The organism is Herbaspirillum sp. SJZ099, from assembly GCF_007828355.1.
Lineage (GTDB): Bacteria > Pseudomonadota > Gammaproteobacteria > Burkholderiales > Burkholderiaceae_D > Herbaspirillum.
Window position 1 is genome coordinate 433789 of sequence record NZ_VIUO01000001.1, and the last position, 25633, is coordinate 459421.

Sequence of the window (25633 nt, forward strand, 5' to 3'; positions counted from 1 at the left end):
GAGTGGCGGCATTTTATACCGCCTTCGGTGGCGCGCCTTCGATACGCCCTTCGGGCTACTCAGTCCGAACGGCATTTGGAATGCGAGGCTTGCAGGATTGGCTACCGTTCGTCCTGAGTAGCGCCGCAGGCGCGTATCGAAGGTTCGCTGGCCGTGGCGTCAAGCCACCGCCGTATCACTCCCCGGCGCGCCGAACAATTGCTGCTTGAGCAGGTGCAACTGGTCGCGCGCGGCTGCCGCCTTTTCGAACTCGAGGTTCTTGGCGTGCTCCTGCATCTGCTTTTCCAGGCGCTTGATTTCCTTGCTGATCTGCTTCTCGCTCATGGCTTCGTAGTTCTTCTGCTCCTGCGCCACCATCAGCTCGGCGCGCGCCTCGGACGGGTTGAACACGCCGTCGATCAGTTCGCGGATTTCCTTCTTGATGCCGGTCGGCGTGATGCCGTGGGCCTCGTTGAAGGCCACCTGCCTGGCGCGGCGGCGTTCGGTTTCGCCGATCGCCTTGTGCATCGAGTCGGTGACCTTGTCGCCGTACAGGATGGCCATGCCGTTGAGGTTGCGGGCGGCGCGGCCGATGGTCTGGATCAGGCTGCGCTCGGAGCGCAGGAAGCCTTCTTTGTCGGCATCCAGGATCGCCACCAGCGAGACTTCCGGAATGTCCAGGCCTTCGCGCAGCAGGTTGATGCCGACCAGCACATCGAAGGTGCCCAGGCGCAGGTCGCGGATGATTTCCACGCGCTCCACCGTGTCGATGTCGCTGTGCAGGTAGCGCACCTTGATGCCGTTGTCGGACAGGAACTCGGTCAACTGCTCGGCCATGCGCTTGGTCAGCGTGGTCACCAGCACGCGCTCGTCCTTGGCCACGCGGTCGGTGATTTCCTGCATCAGGTCGTCCACCTGCGTGGTGGCGGGGCGCACGGAGATAATCGGGTCGACCAGGCCGGTCGGGCGCACCACCTGCTCGACCACCTGGTCGGCGCGGCTGTTTTCGTAATCGGCCGGGGTGGCGGAGACGAATATCGTCTGGCGCATCTTCTTTTCGAACTCGTCGAACTTCAGCGGCCGGTTATCCAGCGCCGAAGGCAGGCGGAAACCATAGTCCACCAGGTTGACCTTGCGCGCGCGGTCGCCGTTGTACATCCCGTTCAACTGGCCGATGAGCACGTGCGACTCGTCCAGGAACATCAGCGCGTCCGGCGGCAGGTAGTCCACCAGCGTCGGCGGCGGGTCGCCCGGCTTGCCGCCGGAGAGGTGGCGCGAGTAGTTCTCGATGCCCTTGGTGAAGCCGATCTCGGTCATCATTTCGAGGTCGAAGCGGGTGCGCTGCTCCAGCCGCTGCTCCTCGATCAGCTTGTTTTCCTTGCGGAAGAATTCCAGCCGCTCGCGCAGCTCGTCCTTGATGGTCTCGATGGCGCGCAGCACGGTCGAGCGCGGCGTCACGTAGTGCGAGCCGGGATAGATGGTGAAGCGCGGGATCTTCTGGCGTACGCGGCCGGTGAGCGGGTCGAACAGTTGCAGGCTGTCGATCTCGTCGTCGAACATCTCGATGCGCACCGCCAGCTCGGCGTGCTCGGCCGGGAACACGTCGATGGTGTCGCCGCGCACGCGGAAGGTGCCGCGGCCGAAGTCGGTCTCGTTGCGCTTGTACTGCATCTGGATCAGGCGCGCGATGACGTCGCGCTGGGCCACCTTGTCCCTGGCGCGCAGGGTCAGGATCATCTGGTGGTATTCGTTGGGATTGCCGATACCGTAGATGGCCGACACGGTCGCCACGATCACCACGTCGCGCCGCTCCATCAGCGACTTGGTGCAGGACAGGCGCATCTGCTCGATGTGCTCGTTGATCGAGGAATCCTTCTCGATGAACAGGTCGCGCTGCGGCACGTAGGCTTCCGGCTGGTAGTAATCGTAGTAGCTGACGAAGTATTCCACCGCGTTATGCGGGAAGAACTCGCGGAACTCGCTGTAGAGCTGCGCGGCCAGCGTCTTGTTGGGGGCGAACACGATGGCCGGCCGGCCCAGGCGGGCGATGGTGTTGGCCATGGTGTAGGTCTTGCCGGAGCCGGTCACGCCCAGCAGGGTCTGGAAGAACAGGCCGTCGTTGACGCCTTCGACCAGCTTTTCGATCGCGGCGGGCTGGTCGCCGGCCGGCGGGAACACCTGGTAGAGCTTGTAGGGCGAATCGGGGAAGGTGACGAACTTGCTGTCGTCGAGTTCGGGGGTAATCGTTGTCAGTTCAGCCATGGTGGTCGGTAACCCGCTTCGGTTGAGGTTTGCCTGCTCCGGTGCGGCCGCATGCCTGAAAAGAGGGCGTTGCAGGCCGGAAATACCGGACGCGTGAATGCGTCACAGATGCAGGCGGCGGCGCCGTCTTCAAGGCGCAATGGCGGCGGATATGTCATTTCTGCATGAAAGCATGCAGATTCAGCCTGGTTTTACACCTGCCTGTATCTGTGATTAGGCATCGGGATTTGCTAGAATGCGATGTTGCAAAACGGTGCAGGGCTGGCAAGCTCGGCCATGCACCCATCCACTCCTGCAGCGCTCCGTTGCAGCTAACTTTTCATGTTATCACGATGAACGCACCTGTCTCCGCCTCCCTGTTTTCCGCCATCGAAATGGCGCCGCGCGACCCCATCCTGGGCGTCACCGAAGCCTACAACGCCGACAAGAACCCGGCCAAGACCAACCTGGGCGTGGGCGTCTACTACGACGACAACGGCAAGGTGCCGCTGCTGGAATGCGTGAAGAAGGCGGAAGCGGAACTGGCGGCCAAGCTGGCCCCGCGTACCTACCTGCCGATCGACGGCCTGGCGACGTATGACCGCGCCGTGCAGGAACTGGTGTTCGGCGCCGGCAGCGCCGTGGTGACGGAAAAGCGTGCGATCACCGTGCAAGCCCTGGGCGGCACCGGCGCGCTGAAGCTGGGCGCCGACTTCCTGAAGCATTTCTCGCCGGCCGGCACCGAAATCTGGATCAGCGACCCGAGCTGGGAAAACCACCGCGCGCTGTTCGAAATGGCCGGCTTCAAGGTCAATGCCTATCCTTACTATGACGCCGCCACCCGCGGCGTGAACTTCGCCGGCATGCTGGATGCCCTCAAGACCATGAAGTCCGGCTCGGTCGTGCTGCTGCACGCCTGCTGCCACAACCCGACCGGCGCCGACCTGACCGCCGACCAGTGGACCCAGGTCATCGAAGTCGTGACTTCGCGCGGCCTGGTGCCGTTCCTGGACATGGCCTACCAGGGCTTCGGCGACGGCATCGAAGAAGACGGCAAGGTGGTGCGCCGCTTCGCCGAAGCCGGCGGCCCGCTGTTCGTCTCCAACTCGTTCTCGAAGTCGTTCTCGTTGTACGGCGAGCGCGTTGGCGCGCTGTCGATCGCCGCGGCCAGCGCCGAAGAGGCGGCCCGCGTGCTGTCGCAATTGAAGCGCGTGGTGCGCACCAACTACTCCAACCCGCCGATCCACGGCGGCCAGGTCGTGGCCACCGCGCTGGCCTCGCCCGAACTGCGCAAGCTGTGGGAAGACGAACTGTCCGAAATGCGCGTGCGTATCCGTGAAATGCGTCAGCTGCTGGTGGCCAAGCTGAAGGAAAAGGCCCCGGCCCATGACTTCGACTTCGTCATCAAGCAACGCGGCATGTTCTCGTACTCGGGCCTGACCAAGGCGCAAGTGGACCGCCTGCGCAACGAGTTCTCGATCTACGCCGTCGACACCGGCCGCATCTGCGTGGCCGCGCTCAACACCAAGAACATCGACGCGGTGGCTGACGCCATCGCCAAGGTGCTCTAAGCCGTCTGGCAGACAAGGGCTTGAGACAAGGGATAGCCGGCGCCGCTGCCCCCGGTTTCATAGGGGAAAAGCGGCCCGGCTGAAAAAAGTTTTTGACAGGAAGTGAAAAACCGGTCATAATCTTTTTCTCAGCTGTTCCCTGATAGCTCAGTCGGTAGAGCGACGGACTGTTAATCCGCAGGTCCCTGGTTCGAGTCCAGGTCGGGGAGCCAAAAAATTCAAAAGCCTCGCAGTCTTCTGCGGGGCTTTTTCAATTCATCCGCCATCCGGGGCACGAGGTTTCCGGGCGGGATGAAGCCATCGGTTGCGCATGGGGGAAGCCTCCGGCTTCAGCGCAGCGGCGATTGTCGAATGATGTAAAAAATTTCTTCCGCGCACTCTGGCGGCGCAAGAAAAATTCGTTCATAATCGCGCCCTCAGCTGTTCCCTGATAGCTCAGTCGGTAGAGCGACGGACTGTTAATCCGCAGGTCCCTGGTTCGAGTCCAGGTCGGGGAGCCACGAAATTCGAAGCCCCGCAAGACCATCGTCTTGCGGGGCTTTCTGTTTTTCGTCCCGACGGGACGATACCCAATGATTCCGCAGCTGGCGCGCGCTTGGGGCCTGGTTCGCATCCGTGCGCGGCGCCTGCCCGCACCCGTAAACGCTGCTAGAATCGGCATCCCCCCGACCTTTCAGGACATTGCCATGGGTGACCCCATCCGCCTCACTCAGTACAGCCACGGCGCCGGATGCGGCTGCAAGATCTCGCCGCAGGTGCTGGAAGTCATCCTCGCCGGCAGCGGCGCGCAGAATCTCGATCCCAAGCTGTGGGTCGGCAACGCCTCGCGCGACGACGCGGCCGTCTATGCGCTGGACGACGAACGCGGCGTGGTCTCCACCACCGATTTCTTCATGCCCATCGTCGACGATCCGTTCGACTTCGGGCGCATCGCCGCCACCAATGCCATCAGCGACATCTACGCCATGGGCGGCGACCCGCTGATGGCCATCGCCATCCTCGGCTGGCCGGTCAATGTGTTGGCCCCGGAAGTGGCGCGCGAAGTGGTGCGCGGCGGCCGCGCCGCCTGCGACGCCGCCGGCATCCCGCTGGCGGGCGGCCATTCCATCGATGCGCCCGAGCCGATCTTCGGGCTGGCCGTGACCGGCGTGGTCGACAAGCGCCACATGAAACGCAACGACACCGCCAGCGCCGGCTGCCTGCTGTACCTGACCAAGCCGTTGGGCATCGGCATCCTCACCACCGCAGAGAAGAAGGGCAAGCTGCGCGCCGAAGACGTGGGCGCGGCGCGCGACTGGATGTGCGTGCTGAACAAGGCAGGCAGCCGCTTCGGCAAGTTGCCCGGGGTGGCGGCGATGACCGACGTCACCGGCTTCGGCCTGCTCGGCCACCTGGTCGAGATGTGCGAGGGCAGCGGCGTGTCGGCCCGCATCAGCTACGCGCGCGTGCCAAGCTTGCCGGGCGTGGCCCATTACCTGGCCGAAGGCTGCGTGCCGGGCGGCACCGGCCGCAACTACGACAGCTATGGCGCCAAGATCGGCCCCATCGGCGAAACCCAGAAGAACCTCCTGTGCGATCCGCAGACCAGCGGCGGTTTGCTGGTGGCGGTCAAGCTCGACGCCAATCCCGAATTCCTGGCCGCCGCCGCGGCGCTGGGCCTGGAGCTGGCGCCCATCGGCGAGCTGGTGGAACGACAGCGTTACGCGGTCGAGGTCGTCTGATGGAAGATATCCAGCCCAGCCGCGCCCTGTTCACCGGCGACACGCCGATGCTGGACGCGCGGGCCCCGGTCGAGTTCGGCAAGGGCGCCTTTCCGACGGCGGCCAACCTGCCGCTGATGAACGACGACGAACGCCAGGCGGTCGGCATCTGCTACAAGGAGCAGGGCCAGGAGGCCGCCATCAAGCTGGGGCACGAGCTGGTCAGCGGCGCCGTCAAGGAAGCGCGTATCCAGGCCTGGGCCGACTTCGCGCGCGCCCATCCCGAGGGCTGCCTGTATTGCTTTCGTGGCGGCCTGCGTTCGGGCATCACCCAGCAATGGCTGAAGTCCGAGGCCGGCATCGCCTATCCGCGCGTGGCCGGCGGCTACAAGGCGATGCGCCATTTCCTGATGGAGGCGGTAGAGCAGGCGGTAGCCAGCGCCGGTTTCGTGGTGGTCGGCGGCATGACCGGCTGCGGCAAGACCGACGTGCTGGCCCAGCTGGACAACGCGCTGGACCTGGAAGCCTACGCCAATCATCGCGGTTCCAGCTTCGGCAAGCATGCCACCGCCCAGCCGTCGCCGATCGACTTCGAGCATCGCCTGGCGATTGCGCTGATCAAGCAGCAGGCGCGCGGCCACGCCTGGTTCGCGCTGGAAGACGAGAGCCGCCTGATCGGCACCTGCGCCTTGCCGCTGTCGCTGCACCAGGGCATGCAGAAATTCCCCCTGGTGTGGCTGGAAGACAGCCGCGAGGGGCGTATCGAGCGCATTCTGCGCGACTATGTCAGCGGACTGAGCGCGGAATATGCGGGGCTGGATGCGGAGAACGGTTTTGCGCGCTACCGCGAGCATCTGTTGACGGCGCTGGGCAAGCTGTCCAGGCGGCTCGGCGACGAGCGCTACCGGCGCTTGCGGCAACTGATGGAGGACGCGCTTGCGCGCCAGGAGAAGGATGGCGCGATCGACCTGCACCGCGCCTGGATCGGCAGCCTGCTGAGCGAGTACTACGATCCGATGTACGACTACCAGCGGGAGTCCAGGCGCTCGCGCCTGCTGTTCGCAGGAAACCAGTCCGAAGTGGTGGATTTCCTGCGCCGCTACCGTCCTTAAAAGGATGTAAGGGATTTAAAGGACGAGCATTCCGACCAGGCCGCTGGCCACGCCGACCAGCATAGTCAGCAGCGCCACCGTCACCAATACCTTGGGCGTGAACGACTTGCGCAGCATCAGCAGCGAAGGCAGGCTGATGCTGGGCAGCGTCAGCAGCAGCGCCACCGCCGGGCCGACGCCCAGGCCCAGCGCCAGCATCGATTGCACGATGGGAATCTCGGCCGCGGTAGGGATCACGAACAGCGTGCCGATCACCGCCAGCGCGACAATCCACAGCAGGCTGTTGCCCATCGCCGCGTCCACCTGCGGAAACAGCCAGACGCGCGCCGCGCCCAACGCCAGCACGGCGACGATGTAGACCGGCACGGTGCTCCAGAACAGCTGCCACAGCTTTTGCGCCCAGCGCGCCAGGAAGCCGCGCGGTTCGGATGCCTCTGCCTGCGCTACCGCTTCCAGCGCTGCCTGCGGCAACGCTTCCGGTTGCGAAATGCGTTGCGCGACCAGCGATACCCCCACCACCAGCAGCAGCCCGGCGACCAGCCGCAGCGCGGCGAAATCCCAGCCCAGCACGAAGCCCATGAACACCAGCGTGGCCGGATTCAACACCGGGTTGGCGATCCAGAACGCCAGCGCGGCGCCCACCGACACTTGCTGGCGGCGCATGCCGGCCACCACCGGCGCGGCGCAGCAGCTGCACATCATGCCCGGCAGCGCGAACAGGCCGCCGCGCAGGACCGAGCCCAGGCCGGCGCGGCCGAACATGCGCAACAGCCAGTCGCGCGGAACCAGCACCTGCACCAGCGACCCCAGCAACACGCCCAGCACGGCCGCCTTCCAGATCGCCAGGAAATACACGCCGGCATATTCCAGCGCCGCCGCCCACGGCGACGTCGGCGCATTGGCCAGGATGGAGCTGCCGATGCTGTGCTTGTCGGCGGCGATGAAGGACTTCAGGTAGTAAGGCGACCACTTGACGTAGTACAGGCCGACTGCTGCCACCAGCAGGAACAGGGCGGGTTTGAGCCAGGCGGAAGCGCCGCGCGCTGCGGGCGGCTGCAGGGAAGGAGAGCTGTTCATGTCGTGTTGCGGTTTGGCGGATATAAGAATGCGCGCATGATACCAGCCCGGCGTGCGGCTGGCGGCGGCGCGTAGAATAGCGGCAATCTCCAGCCATTGACCGCCATCGCCCGCAGCCATGCCCGCCAGTCCAGAATCCGTCGCCACGGCCATTGCCGCCACCCTCGACCGCCTCCATTTCGACCTGACCACGCTGCGCCTGTTCGAGGCCACCGCCGAGCTGGGCGCGGTGACCAAGGCTGCCGAGCGCATCTTCCTGGCGCCGGCGGCGGCCTCGCGGCGCATCCAGGAATTCGAGGCGCAGTTCGGCATTGCGTTGTTCGAACGCCTGCCGCATGGCATGGCGCTGACCGACGCCGGGCGCGCGCTGCTGGCGCATGTGCGCAGCATGATGCATTCGGTGGCGCGCATGCAGGATGACGCTACCGCTTTCCGCCAGGGCAACATGGGCGTGGTGCGGCTGGCGGCATGCACCTCGGCCGTGCTGCAATTCCTGGCGCAGGATATCCGGCTGTGCCAGGAGCAATATCCGGGCATCAAGATCGACCTGCTGGAAGCCAATAGCCAGGGCGTGCTGGAGGCGGTCACGCGCGGCGTGGCCGATATCGGCATTTATGAAAGTACCCTGGGCGGCACCATGCTGCCGACCCAGGCTTACCGCGAAGATCGCCTGGTGCTGGCGGTGCCGCACGGCCATCCGCTGGCGAAGAAGCGGCGCGCCGCGCTCGAAGACATCCTGCCGCACGAGGTGATCGGCCTGTCCGAAGGCGCCGCCTTGTCGCTGTCGCTGGGACGCCTGGCGGCACAGAGCAGCCAGGTGCTGCACATGCGCATCATGGTGCGCAGCTTCCACAGCATGGCGGCGATGATCGCGCAGGGCATCGGCATCGGCCTGATGCCGGACAAGGTGGCCGACCTGCTGGTCGGCGCAAACCGTTTCAAGACCGTGCCGGTGGAAGGGGAGTGGGCCACGCGCCGTTTCGTGCTGTGCCATCAGCCGGTGCATGCGATGTCGGGTTCGGGCATGGCGGTGGCCGCCATGCTGGCCGCCTCTGCTGTCAGGGCAGCCAAGCCTGGCAAGGTTTCCCGTCCGGTTTCGCAAAACGCGAAACCAGCTTCAGCGAAATAGCGATGGAATCGCGGCGCCTGCCGCTCGTATAGTTCGGCCAACGTCCCGCAAGAGTGCGCCATGCGCTCACGCAGCGGGCGGCCCGAACAGACACGAGAACCACGAGACCCAGGAGCAGGCATGTCCATCGCAGCATCCCCATCTTCCGCATCCGCGCCGAGCAAGCCGCACAAGCAACATAAGCCGCGCATTGCACTGACCGTCGGCGACCCGGCCGGCATCGGCCCCGAGCTGGTGTTGCGCCTGCTGGCCGATCCGGCCACGGCCGCCCGCGCCGACATCAGCCTGATCGGCAACACGCCGGCGCTGGCGCGCGCGGCCCAGGCGACCGGCCTGCCGCTGCCGCCAGCATCGGATTGGCTGCAGATCGTCGACTGGGCGCAGCAGGGCACGCAGTACGCGCCGGCCGTTGCCGCCGAAGCCAACGGCCAGTTCATCCTCGAGTCGCTCACGCTGGGCGCGCGCATGGTGGCCGAAGGGCGCGCCGACGCGCTGTGCTTCGCGCCGCTGAACAAGGGCGCCATGCGCCGTGGCGGCATGCACGAGGAAGACGAGATGCGCTGGTTCGCCAAGCTGCTCGACTACAACGGCCTGTGCGGAGAGTTGAATATCCTGGATGACCTGTGGACCGGCCGCGTGACCTCGCACATGCCCCTGAAGGATGTGTCCTCGCACCTCACGCCCGAAGGCGTGGCTGCCGCCATCCGCATGCTGACCGAATCCTTCCGCGCCGCCGGCAACCCGAACCCGCGCATCGGCGTGTGCGGCTTCAACCCGCACAACGGCGACAACGGCAACTACGGCCGCGAAGAGATTGATGTCATCGAACCCGGCATCAAGCTGGCGGCCGACACCGGTTGCCCGTCGGAAGGCCCGTACCCGGCCGACACCATCTTCCTGCGCGCCAGGGCCGGCAAGCTGGACGGCATCGTCACCATGTACCACGACCAGGGCCAGATCGCGACCAAGCTGCTGGGCTTCGACGTCGGCGTGACGGTGGAAGGCGGCTTGCCGATTCCCATCACCACCCCGGCGCACGGCACCGCCTACGACATCGTGGGGCAGGGCATCGCCAAGCCGACGGCCATGGCCAATGCCTTCGCGCTGGCTTGCCGGATGGGCAGCACGCGCGCCGCAGAGCGCGTCTGAACCGAGTCTGAAGCTACTACCACCAACAACTGGCGCCGAGCACCGGTCAACGGGCCGGCGCTGCAACAACGTCCACAGAGGCGAGGAGACCATGCAAACCAACATCAACCACGGGCAGGCGACCCACGTACAGAAGATCATGCTGGCGATCTTCTGCGCCATGTCATTCATCCTGTATCTCGACCGCGTCAACCTGGCCGCCGCCGCCGGGCCGATCAAGGACGAGCTGGGCCTGTCGAATACCACGCTGGGGCTGGCGTTTTCGGCCTTCGGTTATACCTATGCGATCTTCCAGATCATCGGCGGCTGGTTTGCCGACAAGCTGGGTGCCAAGAAGACGCTGATCTTCTGCGGTTCGATCTGGGTGGTGGCGACGGTCGCCACCGGCTTCGTCAGCGGCTTGGTTTCGCTGGTGCTGGCGCGCCTGCTGCTGGGCATCGGCGAGGGCGCGGCGCTGCCGGCCCAGGCGCGCGCCATCGCCAACTGGTTCACGCGCAAGGACCGCGGTTTCGTGCAGGGCATCACGCACTCATTCTCGCGCCTGGGCAATGCGGTGGCGCCGCCGATCGTGGCGGTGCTGATCGCGCTGCATTCGTGGCGCGCCGCCTTCGTCATCGTCGGCGTGCTGACCGCGGTGTGGATCTTCATCTGGGCCTTTTATTACAAGGACAACCCGCGCGAGCACCGATCCATCAATGAGGCCGAACTGGCCAAGCTGCCGGAGCACACCAGTACCGCCGCCGCCAACGGCGAGGCGACGCCGTGGAAGAAGATCCTGCGCCGCATGTCGCCGACCATCTTCGTCTACTTCTGCCAGGTGTGGACCAACACGCTGTTCTTCAGCTGGGTGCCGATCTTCTTCATGAACGCTTATCACCTGGACCTGAAGAAATCCGCCATCTTCGCTTCCGGCGTGTTCTTCGCCGGCGTGGTGGGCGATGTCACCGGCGGCCTGATCAGCGACCGCGTGCTGAAGAAATACGGCAACCTGCGCCTGGCCCGCCAGGGCGTGATCGCGGTGAGCCTGCTGGGCACCTTCGGTTTCCTGATCCCGGTGATGATGAGCCATGACGTGAACGTGGTCGTATGGTGCCTGTCGGGCGCATTCTTCATGCTGGAACTGACCATCGGGCCGATCTGGGCAGTACCGATGGATGTGGCGCCGAAATTCGCCGGCACCGCCAGCGGCATGCTCAATACCGGCGCCGCGCTGGCGACCATCCTCTCGCCGCTGGTGTTCGGCGCGGTGGTCGACATGACCGGCAACTGGAGTCTGCCTTTCGTCGGTTCGGGCGTGTTCCTGCTGATCGGGGCGGTGTCCACGCTGGCCATGCGCCCGGATCGCGATATCGACCACCTTGATGCGGGTCTGCCCAAGAAGGCATACGCGCACGGCTGAAGCGCAGGCAGCGAGAAAACTGGTTGCGGCCCTGGTGGCTGCAACGTTTGGTTGGGGAAGGGCGTTTGCCTTTCCCTTTTTTATTGCCTGCCGGGGTATTGCGCAGTGCGCATGTCGCCAGCTGGAGATGAGGATGGCTATGTATAGATCTTGTCATACAACTTCGGGCGAATACCTGGCCAAGCGTTGTTTTACGGCCGGGCTACACGGTTTGCCACGCATGCATCCTGGCGCTTCAATGCCCTTGGGAATGAGAGGGGTGAGGGGCGCTGTAGAGCCTTTCCAGCAAGCGAATCGGGCCATTCGATCATTTTTCGAGGGTGTCCCGACAAGCCTATTGCCAAAGCATGGACTCCTGATATACTCGCTCCAATTGTTGTACGATGTCTTATAACAATTAATATCCCTTCATTAAAACAAAACGCTAAAGAGAGACGCCCGCCCATCCTCGTCCGTTTTCCCAGCCATGGTTGTCCGGCATGATCCGGCGCCGCATGCATGGGACAGCCGCGGAGCCTGGGCAGCGAATCCTTGAAGGCGAGACGAGATCTGGAGAAAAAAGTGGCGCAAAGCAATATCACGGCGGCTGCCGCGGGAGCGGTCAAGGCCAGCCATGTCCGTTATCTGATTCTGTTCATGCTGTTCATCGTGACCACGGTCAACTATGCCGACCGCGCCACGTTGTCGATCGCCGGTTCGGCGATGAAGAGCGAGCTGAGCCTGGACCCGGTGACCATGGGCTACATCTTTTCAGCCTTCAGCTGGGCTTACGTGCTGGCGCAATTGCCGGGCGGGTGGCTGCTGGACCGCTTCGGTTCCAAGAAGATCTACATGTGGAGCATCGCCCTGTGGTCGGTCTTCACCATCCTGCAGGCGGGGGTGACCTGGATGGGTACGGCCGCGGCCGTGGTGTCGCTGTTCCTGCTGCGCTTCATGGTGGGGCTGGCGGAGTCGCCGTCGTTCCCGGCCAACGGCCGCATCGTCGCCGCCTGGTTTCCGACCAATGAGCGCGGCACCGCTTCGGCCATCTTCAATTCCGCGCAGTACTTTGCGGCGGTGCTGTTTACGCCGCTGATGGCGTGGATCGTCCATGCGTTCAGCTGGCACCATGTGTTTACCGTGATGGGCATTTTCGGCCTGGTGCTGGCGGGGATCTGGAGCCGGATCATCTACAGCCCCAAGGATCACCCGATGATCAACCAGGCCGAGCTCGCGCATATCGAGCAGGGCGGCGGCCTGGTCGACATGGATAACCGGAAGGTGGCGGCGCCCTCGACCAAAGGCCGTGGGTACATCAAGCAACTGCTGTCGAACCGCATGCTGCTGGGCGTATATATCGGACAGTACTGCATCAACGTGATCACCTATTTCTTCCTGACCTGGTTCCCGGTGTACCTGGTGCAGGAACGCGGCATGTCGATCCTCAAGGCCGGTTTCGTGGCATCGATCCCGGCGGTGTGCGGTTTCATCGGCGGCGTGGTCGGCGGCCTCATCTCGGACCGCCTGATCAAGCGCGGCTTCTCGGTGACCTGGGCGCGCAAGATTCCCATCGTCGGCGGCATGCTGCTGTCGATGACCATGATCCTGTGCAACTACGTGGATGCGCAGTGGATGGTGGTGGGCATCATGGCGCTGGCCTTCTTCGGCAAGGGCGTGGGCGCGCTGGGCTGGGCCGTGGTGGCCGACACCGCGCCCAAGCAGATCGTCGGCCTGTCGGGCGGCCTGTTCAACATGTTCGGCAACGTGGCCGGCATCACCACCCCGATCGTGATCGGCTACATCGTCAAGGAAACCGGTTCCTTTGCAGGCGCGCTGGTGTTCGTCGGCGTCAATGCCCTGATCACCGTGATCAGCTACCTTGTCATCGTCAAGGAAATCAAGCGCGTTGAACTGAAAGACGCCTGATCCGCAGTATCGGCGGCCCCTGCAAAGCCGGGCCGCCTTTTTCGTTTTAATGGAAAACAGCATGAGCACCGATACCATCGCCAGCGCCGCCGCCAGCCCGCGTTACATCATGATGAACGACACCGACAATGTCGCCATCGTCGTCAACGACGGCGGCCTGCCGGCCGGCACCGTGTTTCCCGACGGCCTGACCCTGGTCGACCGCGTGCCGCAAGGCCACAAGATCGCGCTGCGCGACTTGAAGCAGGGCGAGCCCATCGTGCGCTACGACGTGGCCATCGGCTACGCCGTGCGCGACATCCCCAAAGGCAGCTGGATCGAGGAATCGCTGGTGCGCATGCCGCCGGCGCGCGAGCTGGACAACCTGCCCATCGCCACCAGAAAGCCGGCGCCGCAGCCGCCGTTGGAAGGCTATACCTTCGAGGGCTACCGCAACGCCGACGGTTCGGTCGGCACGCGCAACCTGCTGGCCATCACCACCACCGTGCAGTGCGTGGCCGGCGTGGTCGAGCATGCGGTCAAGCGCATCCGAGCCGAACTGCTGCCCAAGTATCCGAACGTGGAAGACGTGGTGGCGCTGGAGCATACCTACGGCTGCGGCGTGGCCATCGACGCGCCCAATGCCGGCATTCCGATCCGCACGCTGCGCAACATCAGCCTTAACCCCAACTTCGGCGGCCAGGCCATGGTGGTCAGCCTCGGTTGCGAAAAGCTGCAGCCCAACCGCCTGCTGCCGGAAAACATGATCCCGATCCACAAGGAGGGCGAACCCTACGTGGTCTGCCTGCAGGATGCGGAACACGTCGGCTTCCACTCCATGATCGATTCCATCATGCGCATGGCCGAGGCGCGCCTGGCCGAGCTGGACAAGCGCCGCCGCGAAACCTGTCCGGCCTCCGACCTGGTGGTCGGCGTGCAGTGCGGCGGCAGCGATGCCTTCTCCGGCGTGACTGCCAACCCGGCCGTGGGTTTCGCCACCGACCTGCTGGTGCGCGCCGGCGCCGCGGTGATGTTCTCGGAAGTGACCGAAGTGCGCGACGGCATCGACCAGCTGACCTCGCGCGCCGTCAACGAGGAAGTGGCGCAGGCCATGATCCGCGAGATGGACTGGTACGACAATTACCTGAAGCAAGGCGGCGTCGACCGCAGCGCCAACACCACGCCCGGCAACAAGAAGGGCGGCCTGGCCAACATCGTCGAGAAGGCCATGGGGTCGATCGTCAAGTCCGGCAGCAGCCCGATCTCGGGCGTGCTGGCGCCGGGCGACAAGTTGCGCCAGAAGGGCCTGATCTACGCCGCCACGCCGGCCTCGGACTTCATCTGCGGCACGCTGCAGCTGGCCGCCGGCATGAACCTGCACATCTTCACCACCGGCCGCGGCACGCCTTACGGCCTGGCTGCGGTGCCGGTGATCAAGGTCGCCACCCGTAACGACCTGGCGCGCCGCTGGCATGACCTGATGGATGTCAATGCCGGCCGCATCGCCAGCGGCGAGGCCAGCATCGAAGACGTCGGCTGGGAGCTGTTCCAGCTGATGCTGGACGTGGCCAGCGGCAAGAAGACCTGGGCCGAACAATGGAAGCTGCACAATGCGCTGACCCTGTTCAACCCGGCGCCGGTGACTTGATGTGCCAGAAAAAGGATCCGCTTGCGGATCCTTTTGTATTATCCGTTCCAGCAGCAGAGAAGAAAGCAGCAAGCCATGCGCGGCCATTGTGCGCAGAGGTTTGCGTACGCCAACAACAAGCATCCTTGAAGGAGACGCCATGTCCAAGCACGCCTCATCCACATCCAGCACATCCCGCCGCCTTGCCGCCGCCCTTGCGGCGTCGGCCCTGACGCTGGCGGCCGCCCAGGCCGGCGCGGCCACCATCGCCTACGTTGCCAACGCCACAGCCAGGACATCTACGTGCTGCAGCTCAACGCCGACGGCAGCCTCAACCTGGTCGACAAGGTCGCCACTGGCAGCACCGTGATGCCGCTGGCGATCAGCCCGGACCATCGCTTCCTGTACGCTTCGTTGCGCGGGCAGCCGTATTCGGTGACCAGCTATGCGATCGACCAGGCCAGCGGCAAGCTCAAGGCGCTGGCCACGGCGCCGCTGGCCGACAACATGGCCAATATCGCCACCGACAGGAGCGGCAGGTTCCTGTTCGCGGCTTCGTACACCGGCCACAAGATCTCGGTCAACGCCATCGGCGCCGATGGCGCGGTGCAGGCGCCGGCGCTGGCGGTGATCCCGACCGGCAAGAATGCGCATTCGGCCCAGGTCGATCCCGACAACCGGTTCCTGTTCGCCTCCAATCTCGGCAGCGATGTGATCCTGCAGTTCCGCTTCGATGCCGCCACCGGCAAGGTGGCGCCGAACGACCCGCCAGCGGTGGCCACCAAAGCCGGCGCCGGCCCGCGCCATTTCGTGTTCGCCAACGACAAGCGTTTCGTCTATTCCACCAACGAGCTGGACGGCACCGTCAACACTTACGCCTACGATGCCAAGGCCGGCACGCTCAAGCTGGCGGCGACCGACTCGGCCTTGCCCGACGGTTTCAAGAGCAGCGAGCAACTGGCCACGGCCGACCTCCACCTCACGCCCGACGGCCGTTTCCTCTACGCCAGCGAACGCACCTCCAGCACGCTGACCAGCTATGGCGTCGATGCCGCCAGCGGCAAACTGACGCGCCTGGCCAACCTCCCGACCGAAACCCAGCCGCGCGGTTTCAACATCGACCCGCAAGGGCGCTTCCTGCTGGCGGTGGGGCAGAAGTCCAACGCGCTGACCAGCTACGCCATCGACCGCGCCAGCGGCGCGCTGACGCCCTTGTTCCGCTATACGCTGGGGCGCAATCCGAACTGGGTCGAAATCATCGACCTGCCCTGAGCCATCCTCCGGTTACGGTTGCAACTCTTTGCGGGCTATCTGCATGCGCTTTGATCCAGGACAGGTCGGGGCGCGAATCCGCATTGCAAAATCGATGCGGGGGACGTTCGCCCGCGGCATAACGCGCCTAATGGGGAAACAAGGGCGTTTTCGCCAGTTGACCGTGATATTGGTGGACGGGGGCTTGCGATATCTTCTGCTGCCAGGTCCTTGATCAATCTTGTTGCCAAAAAATTAAGTGGAGAGTGGGAATGCGGAATGTAACGGTTCGCTTCAGCCTGATGGGCGCGCTGGCGTTATTTTCATGCATGATCGTAGTGGGCGCCGGCGTCGGCATCTTTGCCTTGGGCCGGGCCAACCAGGCGACCGAGTTCGTGCATCTGATTGCCGAGCGCACCTTGCTCGTCAACGATGCCTATAAGGACACCACGCGCACGCGTTCGGCGTTGACGCGCGCCTATGCCAACCTGAAGGAAAAGAACGAGGCCAGCGTCAGGGAGTCGGCTTTCAAGAGTGCGCAGACCACGTATGAACGCGGCTTGAAGACCATGGATGACTTTGCCAGGTTGCCTGACCTGCCGGGCCAGGATCCGGCGCTCAAGGCGGAACTGATCGACTCGGCCAAGGCCTTGTCGGATCTGTTGAAGAAGGCCGGCGACTTGCTCAAGGCGGATGACGCCGCCGGCTATTTCGAACTCAACGACAAGCAGATCAATCCGGGCGGCGGCCGCTTCTCGGCGGCGCTGGAGAAGTACCAGGCGCTGGCGATGCAATTGAACGACCAGACCGCCGACCAGCGCGACAAGGAATACAAACTGGTGCTGTGGCTGGTGGCGGTGGGGCTGGCCGGCGCGCTGGCGCTGGTGCTGGCGGTGCATTTCATGTTGCGCAATATCGTGCTCACGCCGCTCAATCGCGCAGTGCACCTGCTCGACCAGGTTGCCAACGGCGACCTTACCGCCAGGGTGGATGTCCATAGCAGCAATGAGATCGGCCGCCTGTTCTCGGCGATCCGCAGCATGCAGCAAAGCCTGCTCAATACCGTCTCGCGCGTGCGCAGCAGTTCGGAGAGCATCGATACCAGCGCCAGGGAAATCGCGGCCGGCAATCTGGATTTGTCTTCGCGCACCGAACAGCAGGCCAGCTCGCTGGAAGAAACTGCCGCATCGATGGAGCAACTCACCGGCACCGTGCGCCAGAATGCCGAGAACGCCATGCAGGCCAACCAGATGGCGCATTCGGCTTCGACCACCGCCAGCCGCGGCGGCGAAGTGGTGGCGCAGGTGGTCGATACCATGCAGGCCATCAATGCATCTTCGCGCAAGATCGTCGACATCATCAGCGTGATCGACGGCATCGCATTCCAGACCAATATCCTGGCGTTGAACGCGGCGGTGGAAGCGGCCCGCGCCGGCGAGCAGGGGCGCGGCTTCGCGGTGGTGGCCTCGGAAGTGCGTTCGCTGGCGCAGCGCTCGGCAGCGGCGGCCAAGGAGATCAAGACCCTGATCGACAATTCGGTGTCCAAGGTGGACGCCGGCAGCCAACTGGTGGAGCAGGCCGGCATGACCATGAGCGATGTGGTCGACAGCGTGCGGCGCGTGACCGACATCGTCGGCGAGATCGCCGAGGCCAGCCGTGAGCAAAGTACCGGCATCGAGCAGGTCAACCAGGCCATTGCGCAGATGGACGAGGTGACCCAGCAGAATGCCGCGCTGGTGGAGCAGGCCGCCGCCGCCGCGCAATCGCTGCAGTCGCAGGCGACCAACCTGGTGGGGGCGGTGAGCATCTTCAAGATCGATGCCAACCACCAGGCCGTGCCGGTGCGCCCGGCGCCTGCGGCCAAGGTCGCAGCCAAGAGCATCCCGGCGGCGGCGCCAGCAGCAACGCCGGCTGCGCCATCGGCCCCGGCGCCAGGAAAAGCGGCGCCGACCAGCGCCCCCAAGCTGTCCGGGGCCGCACCGCAGCCGGCAGGCGGCAGCAGCCGCGCCAGGGACGATAGCCAGGATTGGGAAGAGTTCTGATCCGGCCGGGATGGCGGGTATGCCCATAAAAAAACCTTCGTTGCGAGACGAAGGTTTTTTTGTTTTGGCAAGCGGTAATCGGTTACCGCTTGCGCCGGCAATCGCTCAGGCCGTGAGTACCGCCGGGGCCGGCGTGGCGCGGTTGCGGATGACGACGATCACCACCAGCATGCCCAGCGCGGCAATGCCGCCGGCCAGCAAAAAGGCCGCATGGTAGCCGCCGCCGTACTGGATGATGAATCCGGTCAGCGCCGGGCCGACGATGCCCGACAGGTTCGCCAGCAAGTGCACGAAGCCGCCGGTGCCGCCCACCCGCGAGGGCGGCACGATTTCCTGGATCAGCACCCAGCAAGCCTGGGGCGCCATCAGCAAGAACAGGTTGGCCACTGCGATCAGGGCCACGGCCGCCGCCATCGAGGTGGTCTGGGTCGAGAGCACCACGCACAGCGCGGCGATGCCCAGCGCCGCGATCAGGACGCTCTTGCGGGCGAACAGGCCATTTTTGGTGCGGCGGAAGATGCGGTCTGAGATCACGCCGCCGAGGATCATGCCGATGGCGCCGCCCAGCCAGGGGATGATGCCGATGATGCTCATTTCCTTGACCGGCAGGTGCTGGTAATCGGTGAGATAGCTGGGGAACCACGACAGGAAGAAATACAGGACGTAGTTGTAGCAGAAGAAAGCCATCGCGATGGCCAGCACCTGGGGCGACTTGATGTAATGCAGCATGCCGCGGTCGTTGGTGTCGCTGGTGGTGGCGACGAACTTTCGGCTCTCGGCGATGACTTCGCGTTCACTGGCGCCGACCTTGGGGTGTTGCAGCGGGTCGTCGCGGAAGATTAGTTGCCAGGCCAGCAGCCACGCCAGGCCCAGTAGCGCAATCACCACGAAGGATACGCGCCAGCCGAAGGCCAGCGAGATCAGCCCGACCACGGGCGCCGCCAGGGCGCCGCCGAGCGGCTGGCCGGCATTGGTGATGCCGACCACGGTGCCGGCTTCCTTGCGCGGGAACCAGTTGTTGATGGTCTTGTTGGTGGTCGACCCCATCGGGCCTTCGCCGATGCCGAAGAAGATGCGGAAGACGATCAGCTGGGCAAAGCTGGTGACTACCGCGGTGGCGCCGCAAAACAGCGACCAGAAACCGGCGGCGAAGGTGAAGACGCGTTTGGGACCGAAGCGGTCGGAGGCATAGCCGCCGATGAAGCAAAAGCCGGCATAGCCGACGAAAAAGCTGCTGAAGAGGATGCCCATCTGGGCGGCATCTAGCTGCAGTTCGGTCTTGAGCAGCGGCGCGGCCACGGCCAGGGCGGCGCGGTCGAGATAGTTGAGCATGCCGGCGAAGAACAGCAGCGCGGCGACGTTCCAGCGATAGGGGTATTTCATGGTGGTCTTCTCCAAGGTGCGATGTTGTTTTTTTAATGAAGTTACTGCCGTGCGCTAGGGCGCACGGGGCTGCCCGGACGTTATTGGCCGAGCCGGAAGCTGTCGACCGTGTTGGTCGCCAGCAGCGCCAGGTCGGGCGCGAAGCCCAGGCCCGGGATGTCGGGCAGACGCATCTCGGGTGTGCTGAAGTCGAGATACGGATGCAAGCGCTGTTCGAAATGCACGAACGGCACTTCGAGGTGGATGTCTGCCGGCAGGGTGGCGACGATCTGTGCGGTAGCCATCAGCCCGGGGCCGTAGTAGAAGCAGTGCGGCATCACCTTGACCGGGAACTGCCGCGACAGCGCGATGACTTCCCGCATGGCCGTGATGCCGCCGATCTTGGTGACGCTGGGCTGGGCGTAATCGATGGCGCCGGCTTCGAACAGGCGCCGGAAACCTTCCACGCCCATCACGTTTTCACCGGCCGCGATGGGAACGTCGCCTAGCGCCCGCACGCGCGCCAGCGAGTCGACGTCCTCGGGCGGCCAGATCGGCTCTTCCAGCCAGGCGATGTTTCTGCCCTTGAGCTGGCGCGCCACCTCGCCGGCTTCGGCCAGCGACCAGGGGCAGTTCACATCCAGCATCAGGTCCACCTCCGGCGGCAAGGCTTCGCGCGCGGCGAGGAAGGCGGGCAGGGTGGTTTCGTGCAGCTTGATCTTGCGGTAGCCCATGGCGTGGACGCGGCACGCGTGGCGCGCTACTTCGGCCGGGTGGTTGTCGTAGCTGACCAGGCTGGCGTAGCGTTCGATCACATTGCGGTGGTTGCCCATCAAGGCGCGCAGAGGCTGGCCGGCGCGCTGGGCGGCGATATCCCACAGGGCGATGTCGATGGCGGAGAGGGCGTAGAGTACCGGGCCGGTGCGTCCGAAGCCGTGCAAGTCCTGCTGGGCTTGCAGCAAGGTGGCGGCGGCATCGGCCGGTTTGCCGATCAGCGCCGGCGCGACCAGTTGCGACAGCGCCGTCATGGTGACGGGATTGAGCTTGTGGCCGAAGGCTTCGCCCCAGCCGACCATGCCGTCGTCGGTGGTGACCTTGACCAGCAAGGTTTCCATGCGGCTCCAGGGGTTGCCGGGGGCCGACGGGTCTTTGCCGGTGTCGCATGCGATGGCGACGCGCATGCCTTCGATTTGGCGGATATGCATGATCTTCTTGTCCAAATGGAACAGCGCCGCCAGGCCCTGTCTCCGGGCCTGGCGGGCTGGTGTTGCGATAGCTGGTTTATTGCGGGCCGAGCTTCTTGATCAGCGCGGCCAGTTCTTCGTGTTCTTCCGGCGTGCAGTCGGTCAGCGGGGTGCGCACCGGGCCGGCATCGTGGCCTGCGATGCGGGCGCCGGCCTTGACGATGGAGACGGCGTAGCCGGCCTTGCGGTTGCGGATCGCCAGGTAGGGCAGGAAGAACTCGTCGATCAGGCGGCCGACGGTGGCGTGGTCGTCCCTGGCGATGGCCTGATAGAACTCCACGGCGGTCTTGGGGATGAAGTTGAACACCGCCGACGAGTACACCGGCACGCCCAGCGCCTTGTAGGCGGCGGCATAGACTTCCGCGGTCGGCAGCCCGCCCAGGTAGGTGAAGCGGTCGCCCAGCTTGCGGCGGATCGCCACCATCGGTTCGATCTCGCCGACGCCGTCCTTGAAGCCGATCAGGTTGGGGCAGCGGTCGGCCAGCTTTTGCAGGGTCTCGGCGTTGAGCTTGCAGACCGCGCGGTTGTAGATGATGACGCCGAACTTGACCGATTTGCAGACCGCTTCGACGTGGGCGGCGATGCCGTCCTGGCTGGCTTCGGTCAGGTAATGCGGCATCAGCAGGATGCCGTGCGCGCCCAGGCGTTCGGCTTCCTGGGCGTAGGCGATGGCGGCGCGGGTGGAGCCGCCGGCGCCGGCGATGATGGGCACCTTGCCGCGGCAGGTCTCGACCGCGGTGCGGATGATGTCGCTGTACTCGCCCGGCACCAGCGAGAAGAATTCGCCGGTGCCGCCGGCGGCGAACAGGGCGCTGGCGCCGTAGGGGGCCAGCCATTCCAGGCGCTCGATGTAGGTCTTCGGACGGAAGTCGCCTTGTTCGTCGAAGTCGGTCAGCGGGAACGACAGCAGGCCGGAGGAGAGGATCGTTTTCAGGTCTTGGGGTGTGTACATGATTTCGCTACGCCGTTAAGCATGAAGAATTGGATGGAGGTGTTGCTTGTTCTGGTTGTCGGTACGTATCCAAATAGGATATCAGTCATCGTACAACATGGATTTTAAGAAAGCCAGCATTTTTTAGGTGCTGGCTTTCGGGTGTTGCCGTGGAGGAAACGGCCATGCGGCCGGGGCGGTCAGGCGGCGGGGGAGCCGGCGGCGCCGGATTCGGCTTCCATTTGCGCGCGGCGCAGGCGCTCGCGACTGTTGGTCAGGTGGTTGCGCATGGCTGCGCGCGCCGCTTCGGTATCGCCGCGGGCGATCGCTTCGTAGATGTCTTCGTGTTCGCGTTGCACCCGGTCGAGATAGCTGGCTTGCTGGTCGTGCGCCAGTTCGGCGGTGTTGATGCGCTTGCGCGGGATCACGCCCATGCCGAGGTGGCTGATGATCTCGATGAAGTAACGGTTGCCGGTGGCGTTGGCGATGGCGAAGTGGAAGCGGAAGTCGGGATCGACGGTGTCGCCGCCGGACAGCTGGTTGGCGCGGAAGGCGTCCAGCGCCGCGCGGATCTCGCGCAGTTGTTCGTCGTTGCGGCGCGCCGCCGCCAGGCCGGCGGTTTCGGTTTCCAGGCTGATGCGCAGCTCCAGCAGCGCCAGCAGGTCGCGCATGGTGGTGATGGTGGCCGGGTCGATATTGATGTTGGAACCCTTCCTGGGTTCCAGCACGAAGGTGCCGATGCCGTGGCGGGTCTCGACCGCGCCGGCGGCCTGCAGGCGCGAGATGGCTTCGCGCACCACGGTGCGCGATACGCCCTGGCTTTGCATGATTTCGGATTCGGTGGGCAGCTTGTCTCCCGGCTTGAGGCTGCCGTTTTCCATCATCTGCGAGAGCGCGGCGACCACTTCCTGCGACAGGCTCTGGGTCTTGCGGCGCGGGCGCAGCAGCGGGTTGGGGGTATCGCTTGCATCCATGTCGTTATCGTTGAAATGCCGGTGGTGGGGGATGTCTGGCTGGGCCGTTGTTGCAGGCTTGCCAGTTCTGCTGGCGCCAGATGAAAAAAAGAGTTGGGACATCTTACCAGATCGTTAATGCCCGATAACGGGAGAATGCCGGCCGGAAGCCTGAACTTGGCGGGCATTCGCATGTTTGGGGCTTTTCCCGCCCTTGCCAACCGGCTTCCCGGCAGCAATTAGTACCTGACAGGATTACTCGGGTTTGATATACTTGACTCAAATATTCGGGAATTCAGGGAACCGGGATTCAATTCGTTTCTGGAGCAGGAATTTCATGCGTCTGACCACCAAAGGCCGTTTTGCCGTGACCGCGATGATTGACCTGGCCTTGCGCCAGGGCAACGGCCCGGTCACGTTGTCCGCCATCAGCGAGCGACAGGAAATTTCCTTATCATATCTGGAGCAGCTGTTCGGCAAGTTGCGCCGCCACCAGATCGTGGAGTCGGTGCGCGGCCCCGGCGGCGGCTACAACCTGGCCCGCAAGGCCGCCGAGGTGTCGGTCGCCGACATCATCATCGCGGTGGACGAGCCCCTGGATGCGACGCAGTGCGGCGGCAAGGAAAATTGCCACAGCGCCACCCATCCGGGCGGCCCGCGCTGCATGACGCACGACCTGTGGTCGACCCTGAACGAGAAGATGGTCGAATACCTGGACTCGGTGTCCTTGCAGGACCTGGTCGACCAGCAGAAGGAACACAAGTTGGCGGAGCCCCGCTCCGCCGAAAAGCAAAGCGTGGTGGTGATGCACCGCCCGCAAGCCGCAGCCTGATTTGGAGCTTTAACTCATGAACGCACCTTTGGAAAAGAGCCTGTTGGAGACCATCAAGGCTCCCCACTTCCCGATCTACATGGACTACTCGGCGACCACGCCGGTCGATCCGCGCGTGGCCGACAAGATGATTCCCTACCTGCGCGAGCAGTTCGGCAATCCGGCTTCGCGCAGCCACATGTACGGCTGGTCGGCCGAAAAAGCGGTGGAAGAGGCGCGTGAGGAAGTGGCCAAACTGGTCAATGCCGACTCGCGCGAAATCATCTGGACCTCCGGCGCCACCGAGAGCAACAACCTGGCGATCAAGGGCGCGGCGCAGTTCTACAAAACCAAGGGCAAGCACCTCATCACCATCAAGACCGAGCACAAGGCCGTGCTGGATACCTTCCGCGAGCTGGAGCGCCAGGGCTTCGAGGCGACCTACCTGCAGCCGCAGGACAACGGCCTGGTGACGGTCGAGCAGATCGCCGCCGCCGTGCGGCCCGACACCATCCTGGTCTCGGTCATGCTGGTCAACAACGAGATCGGCGTGATCCAGCCGGTTCCGGAAATCGGCGAATTCTGCCGCTCCAAGGGCATCATCTTCCATTGCGACGCCGCGCAGGCGACCGGCAAGGTCAAGATCGACCTGGAAAACTGGAAGGTCGACCTGATGAGCTTCTCGGCCCACAAGACCTACGGCCCCAAGGGCATCGGCGCGCTGTACGTACGCCGCAAGCCGCGCGTGCGCATCGAAGCGCAGATCCACGGCGGCGGCCATGAGCGCGGCCTGCGCTCGGGCACGCTGGCCACGCACCAGATCGTCGGCATGGGCGAAGCCTTCCGCATCGCCCGCGAAGAGATGGACAGCGAGCTGCAACGCATCCGCACGCTGCGCGACCGCCTGGCCCGCGGCCTGCAGGAGATCGAGGAAACCTATATCAATGGCGACATGGAACACCGCGTGCCGCACAACCTGAACGTGAGCTTCAACTACGTCGAAGGCGAATCGCTGATCATGGCGATCAAGGATATTGCGGTGTCGTCCGGTTCGGCCTGCACCTCGGCCAGCCTGGAGCCGTCATACGTGCTGCGCGCACTGGGCCGCAGCGACGAACTGGCGCACAGCTCCATCCGTTTCACCATCGGCCGTTTCACCACCGAGGAAGATATCGATTTCACCGTCAACCTGATCAAGAGCAAGGTCGGCAAGCTGCGTGAACTGTCCCCGCTGTGGGACATGTACAAGGATGGCATCGACCTCTCCACGATCCAGTGGGCGGCCCACTAAACCAGGATTCTGCCAGCCGCCGCCAGCATGCATCAGGAGTTGGAAACTGGTTGCGGTGGAAACATCTTCAAGGAGCAACAACATGTCTTATTCCGAAAAAGTACTCGACCACTACGAGAACCCGCGCAACGTCGGCGCCTTTGAAAAGGGCGACGAAACGGTTGGCACCGGCATGGTTGGCGCGCCGGCCTGCGGCGACGTGATGAAGCTGCAGATCAAGGTGGGCGCCGACGGCGTGATCCAGGACGCCAAGTTCAAGACCTACGGCTGCGGCTCGGCGATCGCTTCGTCGTCGCTGGTGACCGAATGGGTCAAGGGCAAGACGCTGGACCAGGCGCTGTCGATCAAGAATACCCAGATCGCCGAAGAGCTGGCATTGCCGCCGGTGAAGATCCACTGCTCGATCCTGGCCGAAGACGCGATCAAGGCCGCCGTGCAGGACTACAAGGCCAAGCACGGCGTCGAACAGAAAGCCGCGGCCTGAGGCAGGACTTGCTCAGGACGGGGTCTTGGGCATTGGGAGCATCTTTGACAGCAGCAAGGCAGGCATCATGGCAATCACATTGACAGAGAAGGCAGCAAAACACATCAGCCGGTACATGGAGCGCCGCGGCAAAGGCATCGGCCTGCGCCTGGGCGTGCGCACCACCGGCTGTTCCGGTTTGGCGTACAAGCTGGAATATGTGGACGAGCAGGTGGCGGAAGACGCCGTGTTCGAATCGCACGGCATCCGCGTTTTCGTCGATCCCAAGAGCCTGCCCTACATTGACGGCACCGAGCTGGACTTCGCCCGCGAAGGTTTGAACGAAGGCTTCAAATTCCAGAACCCGAACGTGAAGGACGAATGCGGCTGCGGCGAAAGCTTCCGCATCTGATACCC

Annotated in this window: 19 protein-coding genes, 2 tRNA genes and 1 pseudogene; 16 read left to right on the plus strand and 6 right to left on the minus strand. The window is 64.3% G+C overall.

Features of this window, described 5'->3' with window-relative positions; translation table 11 throughout:
• Nucleotides 1-159 precede the first annotated feature (159 nt).
• Nucleotides 160-2241 carry an excinuclease ABC subunit UvrB gene (gene uvrB / locus FB597_RS01835; RefSeq protein ID WP_144767817.1) on the minus strand — a complete coding sequence of 694 codons (2082 nt, stop codon included), beginning with the start codon at nucleotides 2239-2241 and terminating at the stop codon, nucleotides 160-162.
• Nucleotides 2242-2573: 332 nt separating this feature from the next.
• Between uvrB and FB597_RS01840 the strand changes: the two genes are divergently transcribed.
• The 5 genes from FB597_RS01840 (at nucleotide 2574) to mnmH (ending at nucleotide 6603) form a co-directional block, all read left to right on the plus strand.
• On the plus strand, nucleotides 2574-3791 hold the full coding sequence (locus FB597_RS01840) for an amino acid aminotransferase (protein ID WP_141913133.1): 1218 nt from the start codon (nucleotides 2574-2576) through the stop codon (nucleotides 3789-3791).
• Between the two features lie 136 nt (nucleotides 3792-3927).
• Nucleotides 3928-4003: transfer RNA gene (locus FB597_RS01845), tRNA-Asn, on the plus strand.
• 212 nt (nucleotides 4004-4215) lie between these two features.
• Nucleotides 4216-4291 (plus strand) — tRNA-Asn (locus FB597_RS01850).
• Between the two features lie 186 nt (nucleotides 4292-4477).
• Nucleotides 4478-5512: a selenide, water dikinase SelD gene (selD, locus tag FB597_RS01855; protein WP_144767820.1), complete on the plus strand. Its 1035-nt coding sequence runs from the start codon at nucleotides 4478-4480 to the stop codon at nucleotides 5510-5512.
• Entirely contained in the window at nucleotides 5512-6603 is a 1092-nt protein-coding gene (mnmH, locus tag FB597_RS01860) for a tRNA 2-selenouridine(34) synthase MnmH (protein WP_141913135.1), read from the plus strand. Before selD ends, mnmH begins: the two co-directional genes overlap by 1 nt.
• Nucleotides 6604-6618: 15 nt before the next feature.
• Here the strand turns inward: mnmH and FB597_RS01865 are convergent, their stop codons facing one another.
• The gene (locus FB597_RS01865; RefSeq protein WP_144767822.1) at nucleotides 6619-7680 is read right to left on the minus strand and encodes a permease; all 1062 of its coding nucleotides are present in this window, start codon (nucleotides 7678-7680) and stop codon (nucleotides 6619-6621) included.
• A 118-nt stretch (nucleotides 7681-7798) separates the two neighbouring features.
• Between FB597_RS01865 and FB597_RS01870 the strand changes: the two genes are divergently transcribed.
• The 7 genes and pseudogenes from FB597_RS01870 to FB597_RS01900 all read left to right on the plus strand — a co-directional run bounded on the left by FB597_RS01870 (nucleotide 7799) and on the right by FB597_RS01900 (nucleotide 18161).
• Nucleotides 7799-8809, plus strand: a complete 1011-nt coding sequence (locus FB597_RS01870; protein ID WP_144767824.1) for a LysR family transcriptional regulator — start codon at nucleotides 7799-7801, stop codon at nucleotides 8807-8809.
• A 120-nt stretch (nucleotides 8810-8929) separates the two neighbouring features.
• A complete protein-coding gene (locus FB597_RS01875) occupies nucleotides 8930-9958 on the plus strand; it encodes a 4-hydroxythreonine-4-phosphate dehydrogenase PdxA (protein WP_144767826.1) in 1029 nt (342 codons plus the stop codon).
• Between the two features lie 91 nt (nucleotides 9959-10049).
• On the plus strand, nucleotides 10050-11357 hold the full coding sequence (locus FB597_RS01880) for an MFS transporter (RefSeq protein ID WP_255517054.1): 1308 nt from the start codon (nucleotides 10050-10052) through the stop codon (nucleotides 11355-11357).
• 561 nt (nucleotides 11358-11918) lie between these two features.
• Nucleotides 11919-13262 carry an MFS transporter gene (locus tag FB597_RS01885; protein WP_144767828.1) on the plus strand — a complete coding sequence of 448 codons (1344 nt, stop codon included), beginning with the start codon at nucleotides 11919-11921 and terminating at the stop codon, nucleotides 13260-13262.
• A gap of 61 nt (nucleotides 13263-13323) precedes the next feature.
• Nucleotides 13324-14889, plus strand: coding sequence for a galactarate dehydratase (gene garD, locus FB597_RS01890; RefSeq protein WP_141913138.1), 1566 nt, complete (start codon nucleotides 13324-13326; stop codon nucleotides 14887-14889).
• A 139-nt stretch (nucleotides 14890-15028) separates the two neighbouring features.
• Nucleotides 15029-16140 (plus strand): annotated as a pseudogene (locus tag FB597_RS01895) (lactonase family protein).
• 251 nt (nucleotides 16141-16391) lie between these two features.
• Nucleotides 16392-18161: a methyl-accepting chemotaxis protein gene (locus FB597_RS01900; protein ID WP_144767830.1), complete on the plus strand. Its 1770-nt coding sequence runs from the start codon at nucleotides 16392-16394 to the stop codon at nucleotides 18159-18161.
• 105 nt (nucleotides 18162-18266) lie between these two features.
• Here FB597_RS01900 and FB597_RS01905 read toward each other — a convergent pair whose 3' ends face one another.
• From FB597_RS01905 to FB597_RS01920, 4 genes are all read right to left on the minus strand, one after another.
• Entirely contained in the window at nucleotides 18267-19544 is a 1278-nt protein-coding gene (locus FB597_RS01905) for an MFS transporter (RefSeq protein WP_144767832.1), read from the minus strand.
• 80 nt (nucleotides 19545-19624) lie between these two features.
• Nucleotides 19625-20728, minus strand: a complete 1104-nt coding sequence (locus FB597_RS01910; RefSeq protein WP_144767834.1) for a mandelate racemase/muconate lactonizing enzyme family protein — start codon at nucleotides 20726-20728, stop codon at nucleotides 19625-19627.
• A 76-nt stretch (nucleotides 20729-20804) separates the two neighbouring features.
• Nucleotides 20805-21719, minus strand: a complete 915-nt coding sequence (gene kdgD, locus FB597_RS01915; RefSeq protein WP_141913143.1) for a 5-dehydro-4-deoxyglucarate dehydratase — start codon at nucleotides 21717-21719, stop codon at nucleotides 20805-20807.
• Between the two features lie 179 nt (nucleotides 21720-21898).
• Entirely contained in the window at nucleotides 21899-22672 is a 774-nt protein-coding gene (locus FB597_RS01920) for a FadR/GntR family transcriptional regulator (protein WP_141913144.1), read from the minus strand.
• Between the two features lie 316 nt (nucleotides 22673-22988).
• On the opposite strand from FB597_RS01920, the gene iscR reads away from it, so the two are divergent.
• From iscR to iscA, 4 genes are all read left to right on the plus strand, one after another.
• A complete protein-coding gene (gene iscR / locus FB597_RS01925; RefSeq protein ID WP_141913145.1) occupies nucleotides 22989-23483 on the plus strand; it encodes a Fe-S cluster assembly transcriptional regulator IscR in 495 nt (164 codons plus the stop codon).
• A 16-nt stretch (nucleotides 23484-23499) separates the two neighbouring features.
• Nucleotides 23500-24753, plus strand: coding sequence for an IscS subfamily cysteine desulfurase (locus FB597_RS01930; protein WP_144767836.1), 1254 nt, complete (start codon nucleotides 23500-23502; stop codon nucleotides 24751-24753).
• An 82-nt stretch (nucleotides 24754-24835) separates the two neighbouring features.
• On the plus strand, nucleotides 24836-25237 hold the full coding sequence (iscU, locus tag FB597_RS01935; protein ID WP_141913147.1) for a Fe-S cluster assembly scaffold IscU: 402 nt from the start codon (nucleotides 24836-24838) through the stop codon (nucleotides 25235-25237).
• A gap of 67 nt (nucleotides 25238-25304) precedes the next feature.
• Nucleotides 25305-25628: an iron-sulfur cluster assembly protein IscA gene (iscA, locus tag FB597_RS01940; protein ID WP_141913148.1), complete on the plus strand. Its 324-nt coding sequence runs from the start codon at nucleotides 25305-25307 to the stop codon at nucleotides 25626-25628.
• Nucleotides 25629-25633 lie beyond the last annotated feature (5 nt).

What these genes read in the sequence shown, in the direction of transcription:
- FB597_RS01865 (WP_144767822.1), bottom strand. Translation starts at nt 7,680, where the DNA reads ATGAACAGCTCTCCTTCCCTGCAGCCGCCCGCAGCGCGCGGCGCTTCC.
- FB597_RS01870 (WP_144767824.1), top strand. Translation starts at nt 7,799, where the DNA reads ATGCCCGCCAGTCCAGAATCCGTCGCCACGGCCATTGCCGCCACCCTC.
- iscR (WP_141913145.1), top strand. Translation starts at nt 22,989, where the DNA reads ATGCGTCTGACCACCAAAGGCCGTTTTGCCGTGACCGCGATGATTGAC.
- garD (WP_141913138.1), top strand. Translation starts at nt 13,324, where the DNA reads ATGAGCACCGATACCATCGCCAGCGCCGCCGCCAGCCCGCGTTACATC.
- selD (WP_144767820.1), top strand. Translation starts at nt 4,478, where the DNA reads ATGGGTGACCCCATCCGCCTCACTCAGTACAGCCACGGCGCCGGATGC.
- FB597_RS01910 (WP_144767834.1), bottom strand. Translation starts at nt 20,728, where the DNA reads ATGCATATCCGCCAAATCGAAGGCATGCGCGTCGCCATCGCATGCGAC.
- FB597_RS01840 (WP_141913133.1), top strand. Translation starts at nt 2,574, where the DNA reads ATGAACGCACCTGTCTCCGCCTCCCTGTTTTCCGCCATCGAAATGGCG.
- FB597_RS01880 (WP_255517054.1), top strand. Translation starts at nt 10,050, where the DNA reads ATGCAAACCAACATCAACCACGGGCAGGCGACCCACGTACAGAAGATC.
- iscU (WP_141913147.1), top strand. Translation starts at nt 24,836, where the DNA reads ATGTCTTATTCCGAAAAAGTACTCGACCACTACGAGAACCCGCGCAAC.
- FB597_RS01900 (WP_144767830.1), top strand. Translation starts at nt 16,392, where the DNA reads ATGCGGAATGTAACGGTTCGCTTCAGCCTGATGGGCGCGCTGGCGTTA.
- FB597_RS01875 (WP_144767826.1), top strand. Translation starts at nt 8,930, where the DNA reads ATGTCCATCGCAGCATCCCCATCTTCCGCATCCGCGCCGAGCAAGCCG.
- iscA (WP_141913148.1), top strand. Translation starts at nt 25,305, where the DNA reads ATGGCAATCACATTGACAGAGAAGGCAGCAAAACACATCAGCCGGTAC.
- mnmH (WP_141913135.1), top strand. Translation starts at nt 5,512, where the DNA reads ATGGAAGATATCCAGCCCAGCCGCGCCCTGTTCACCGGCGACACGCCG.
- uvrB (WP_144767817.1), bottom strand. Translation starts at nt 2,241, where the DNA reads ATGGCTGAACTGACAACGATTACCCCCGAACTCGACGACAGCAAGTTC.
- FB597_RS01905 (WP_144767832.1), bottom strand. Translation starts at nt 19,544, where the DNA reads ATGAAATACCCCTATCGCTGGAACGTCGCCGCGCTGCTGTTCTTCGCC.
- kdgD (WP_141913143.1), bottom strand. Translation starts at nt 21,719, where the DNA reads ATGTACACACCCCAAGACCTGAAAACGATCCTCTCCTCCGGCCTGCTG.
- FB597_RS01930 (WP_144767836.1), top strand. Translation starts at nt 23,500, where the DNA reads ATGAACGCACCTTTGGAAAAGAGCCTGTTGGAGACCATCAAGGCTCCC.
- FB597_RS01920 (WP_141913144.1), bottom strand. Translation starts at nt 22,672, where the DNA reads ATGGATGCAAGCGATACCCCCAACCCGCTGCTGCGCCCGCGCCGCAAG.